Here is a 4917-nt window from a genome sequence, read left to right as displayed (position 1 = left end):
CCTTGATAGCTGTCAATTCTTAACTTAATGACATTGCTTCGGCGCTTTTTTTTAGTGCTTTTAATTGAGTGATCTAGAATGAAAGTATAGGAAACTCTTTTCCTAAATTGCAAGGAGAATGCATGATTAGAGTCCATCAAGGATAAACAGAACTATGGCAATAAGATAACTAAAAAAAATAGTGCGTAAGCGCAACAATAGAATCAAAAACTACAGCACGCATTGTGATTAATTATTGTCCTGATAATGATATAGGAATACTTGTTGTGGGCTATAACAAAACACTTCAGAAGGATTCCTATATAGGTAAAAATAATAATCAGAGTTTTGTTGATATCCCATATGATATTCTTCAAGATAAGCTTGAATATCTCTGTAAATCAAATGGCATCCTGCTTGTAATTCCGGAAAAATCGTACACCTCATAGGCCAGCTTCTGGGATAAGAGTAAAGAATATCATTTCAATGGTAAGAGAATATATCGTGGACAAGTGCTGAATGCAAATGTAAATGGTGCATTAAATATACTATCAAAAAGTAACGTTGTGGCTACAAGTGTCCAATACGATAGAGGCAACGTAGACTCGCATTAGTTGAAAACTGAAATACTAAGTAACTAAAAACTCCGACTTAATTTTAAAATTAAGCCGGAGTGGTTTATTTGCTGTGTTTTCCAATAATAAATACAGCAGCTCCAATAATTATGATTAAAGAACCACATATTGTCAATAAATAGGAAACAACCATATATTTCTCCTTAAGAGGACAACATCCTTATAAAGATAGTAACATTTATTGGTTCAAAAGTGTAGTGTTTTATTGAAAACAAAAGAAAAAATGCGATTTTAGTCGCATTTTCCCTATCTATCTTCAATATTCTTATAGTCTTTAAGTTCTCCCACGAATTTAGTGGCAGGTCTAACAATTCGTCCACTATAAAGCTTAGATTCAATATTATGAGCAACCCATCCAACTGTTCTACCAATTACAAAGAGTAATGTATAAAGATCTTCAGGAATGCCAAGCATATCATATACTAAACCACTATAGAAATCGACATTTGTACAGACATGAATACCTTTTCTCTTATAGATTTCCTCAATCGCAATAGCTGAGAATTTTCTATAAAATTCATATTCATCATGTCTGAATTTTTCATATGATAATTCTTCACATTGTTTTGCTAAGATTTCACTACGTGGATCACTTAGTGTATAAACGGCATGTCCAATACCATAAATAAGTCCTGTATGATCATTAAAGTCCCCATCTAAGATGTCCTGGACTATCTGTCTAATACGAAGTTCTGAAGCTTGTATACCAATTTCGTTAATAACAAGTTCCATCTGCTTCTTAACAGCTAAATTTGCCCCACCATGCTTTGGACCCTTCAATGAACCAATAGCACCAGAAATAGCTGAATAAATATCTGTACCAGTAGAAGATATAACAACATTTGTGAATGTAGAGTTGTTACCTCCACCATGATCTGCATGTAGAATAAGTGCAGTATTAAGTACTTCTGCTTCCTTATTAGAGAAAGTACCATCTCTTCTTAATAAATATAAAATCTGTTCAGCAATAGAATAATCATAATTCTGATGATGAATAATCATAGATCCCTTATCAAAATGATGTACCTTTGATTGATATGTATAGCTAACAATAACAGGAATCTTCGCAATCAAATCAATTCCCTTATCTAATGTTTCTAATACACCTACATTATCTGGATCATCATCATAGCTATAAAGCATCAATACTTCTCTTTGTAGCTTGTTCATGAGATTCTTCTCCGGATATCCCAAAATATTTAATTCTAGGTATCTTTCAGGCAAGGTGTAATGATTGCTAATCGTCTTCTTAAAGTGTTCCAATTCCTCTCTATTTGGCAAATAGCCAAATAGAATCAAGAAGCATACTTCTTCATAGAGGAAACGGCGTCCTTTTCCATTTTCCACAATGTCTTTTACATTGATACCACGATAATACAATGTACCATAGTCATCAACTTTTTCACTATCAACCTTCTTGTACCCCACTACATCTGATATATTTGTCAAACCAACTAATACACCAGTACCATCTTCATTACGTAAGCCTTTCTTTACAGAATACTTCTTATAAAGTTCACCAGGAATAGCTGTTTCATCCAATGATTTCTTAAAACAATCCTTTATATTCTGATCCATATCATCAACTCCTTTTTGAAGGTTGAATCTATTCTATCACATTATTCATAGATTGTATACAAGTATTCTTATTAATATCATAAGTTTATTTAGTTGTTTTATAATTATCTGTACATGTATTTGTGTTATATATAAAAAAAGAAGGATTACTCCTTCTTAATCAATCCAGCCAAAATGACGACATGCATATTCTATACCATCATCTGTAGAATCTTTTGTGACAAAATCTGCTTTTTTCTTTAAGTCTTCTACACCATTGCCCATCGCAATAGATGTCCATTCCTTTTTAAACATAACAAGATCATTCTCACCATCACCAAAGACTACAACATCCTTAATATCAGCCTTTAAGTATTCCATCATCTTAATGATACCTTTTTCTTTTGCATCATGTTGATAAGTAAGATAAGGTGGTACAAAGCGGATATGCCCCACTGTATCTCTTAAAGTAAGTTCTTCTTCTTTGTCTTCTGGAATCGCAATATAAATCTTGTAGATATCCTTCAAATCATCATAGTTTAATGACTTATCAAGAATATAACGAGTTGGTTCCTGTCTTTCTCCTACCTGTTCAATAAAGCGTTCATCCTTCATCACTACATCAATACTATCATTAACGGCAATTAATATTCCAAAGCCTTTTTCATCTGCTTCATGAATAAGTGCTAAAGCTTTTTCTCTGTCTAACGGACTATTTGTAACTAACTCATCATTATAAATAAGTGCTGCCCCTCCATTAGATACAAGATTATGGATACCAAGCATCTTAGCTGTTTCTTTTGTTTTATAATAGGCACGTCCTGTCGCAATTGCGACAAAATGTCCTTTATCCTGTAATTTTTTAATTGTTTCTAATGCACTAGGTACCGGAATACCTGTTTGTATATCTGTCAAAGTGCCATCAATATCAAAGAAAAAATATTTTTTATCCATGCTTCTCCCTCTTCCAACGTCTATATTCAGTTATATTATCTAATGCTTTTGTAATAAGTGCAACTAAATAATAAGCAACTACACATTCAAAAGCTACTACTATAATAACACGTAAGTCCGTAATAGGATACATATAAAAATAGGTTGGAATTGCATAAAGGCAGCCAATAGTAAGCAGGACGTTTAAACCAATATTAAACTTTCTTAAAAAATTGAGTGGTTTAGAAACCTTAAATAATACAATAAAGCTAATAAATATAGTCACTAAGAAACTATATGTAGAAAAGTATTTCGCATTTAAGAAAAACATCCATTTTAATAAGAAATTAAACAATACAAGCACTACAACACTTAAAGCACATGGAAGTGCTGTATGAATCACATGAGTGAGGAATCCTTTTGAATTCATTGTTGTATCATGTTCAAGAGTAATAATGAATGATGGTAATCCAATTGCCATACCACTTACCAAAGAGAGCTGGAAAGGCGTAAATGGATAAGTTAAGCAGAAGAATCCAAAGATTAGACTAAGAATTGTAGAATAAATAGTCTTAGTTAGATAGAGTGAGCTGACCTTTTCAATATTCGCAATGATGACACGACCTTCGTTTACAATTTCCTTCATTGAACTGAAGTTAGAATCTAATAATACAATATGTGCTGCCTGCTTAGCCGCATCAGCTCCATTGGCCATCGCAATACCACAATCTGCATCCTTAATCGCAAGTACATCATTGACACCATCACCGACCATGCCTACGACATGACCATTTTCCTGGAAAGCTTTGATAATCAATTGTTTCTGTTCTGGTTTAACACGACCAAAGACACATGTTTCTCCTAATACTTGTTTCATTTCTTCTACAGTATCAGGAAGAGTCGAAGCATCCATATAATTATTTGCGTTATCAAGCCCTGCAAGGGTGCATACACGAGAAACTGTAAGAGGGTTATCTCCTGAAAGGACTTTAATAGAAACACCCTGAGATTTGAAATAATCAAATGTATCATGTGCATCTTCTTTAATGATATCACTAATAGCAATAAGACAAACTGGAGTAAGAGAATGATAATGTCCCTCTTCTAAATAATCTGCTTCTCCTAACAGTAATACACGTAAACCAAACTCAGAATAACCACTGACCTGATCTAAGATTTCTTTATTATCAGTCAAGAATTCAGGAGCACCTAACACAAAAGAACGATCATCATCAAAAGTAATGGCACGATATTTACGTTCTGAAGAAAATGGTACTTCTGATTTCTTATGATATTTATCATTTTTAGTGAAGTAATTCATTAAAGCTTTCTGAGTTGGGTTGATATCATCTACTAAGAAAGCAAATGAGCCCATAATATCACAAATCATCTCACGCGTATATTGATCACTAATAGGAACAATATGTTTAACTTTAAGTTCACCTGTTGTAATAGTCCCTGTTTTATCAAGACATAGTACATCAACTCTGCTTAATGCTTCAATAGATTCCATCTGTTGAACAAGTGCTTTCTTTTTTGCAAGACGACCAACACCTAATACAAAAGATAAAGAAGTTAATAAGACAAGTCCCTCAGGAATCATCCCAATAACCCCACCTACTGTTTTAACTAATGCGGTATTAAAGTCATTTGGCATGGCCTTATATTGTGCTCTAAAGAGTAATAGACCGACTGGCACAATAATAATACTCATAACCTTGATAATCTTCTCAATAGAATCTCTCATCTCACTAGATGCAAGATTCTTATGTTTAGCTTGATTCACTAGCTTTGTAGAATAGTTCGCATTCCC

Annotated in this window: 4 protein-coding genes; 1 reads left to right on the top strand and 3 read right to left on the bottom strand. The window is 33.3% G+C overall.

Annotated elements, in window-relative coordinates:
* Positions 1-197 precede the first annotated feature (197 nt).
* A complete protein-coding gene (locus QVO42_RS10470; protein WP_353734634.1) occupies positions 198-428 on the top strand; it encodes an IS200/IS605 family accessory protein TnpB-related protein in 231 nt (76 codons plus the stop codon).
* 432 nt (positions 429-860) lie between these two features.
* On the opposite strand, the gene QVO42_RS08255 is transcribed toward QVO42_RS10470, so the two are convergent.
* From QVO42_RS08255 to QVO42_RS08245, 3 genes are all read right to left on the bottom strand, one after another.
* Positions 861-2192, bottom strand: a complete 1332-nt coding sequence (locus QVO42_RS08255; protein ID WP_022425648.1) for a citrate synthase — start codon at positions 2190-2192, stop codon at positions 861-863.
* 156 nt (positions 2193-2348) lie between these two features.
* A complete protein-coding gene (locus tag QVO42_RS08250; RefSeq protein ID WP_022425647.1) occupies positions 2349-3125 on the bottom strand; it encodes an HAD-IIB family hydrolase in 777 nt (258 codons plus the stop codon).
* Positions 3118-4917, bottom strand: a 1800-nt coding sequence (locus QVO42_RS08245) for an HAD-IC family P-type ATPase (protein ID WP_288164144.1), incomplete at its 5' end; no start/stop codon positions are given. The genes QVO42_RS08245 and QVO42_RS08250, both read right to left, overlap by 8 nt.

The sequence above is a fragment of the Catenibacterium sp. CAG:290 genome (assembly GCF_000437715.1).
Lineage (GTDB): Bacteria > Bacillota_I > Bacilli_A > Erysipelotrichales > Coprobacillaceae > Catenibacterium > Catenibacterium mitsuoka_A.
Note: the sequence above shows the minus strand (reverse complement) of the source record. Positions and strands in the feature narration are given on the sequence as shown.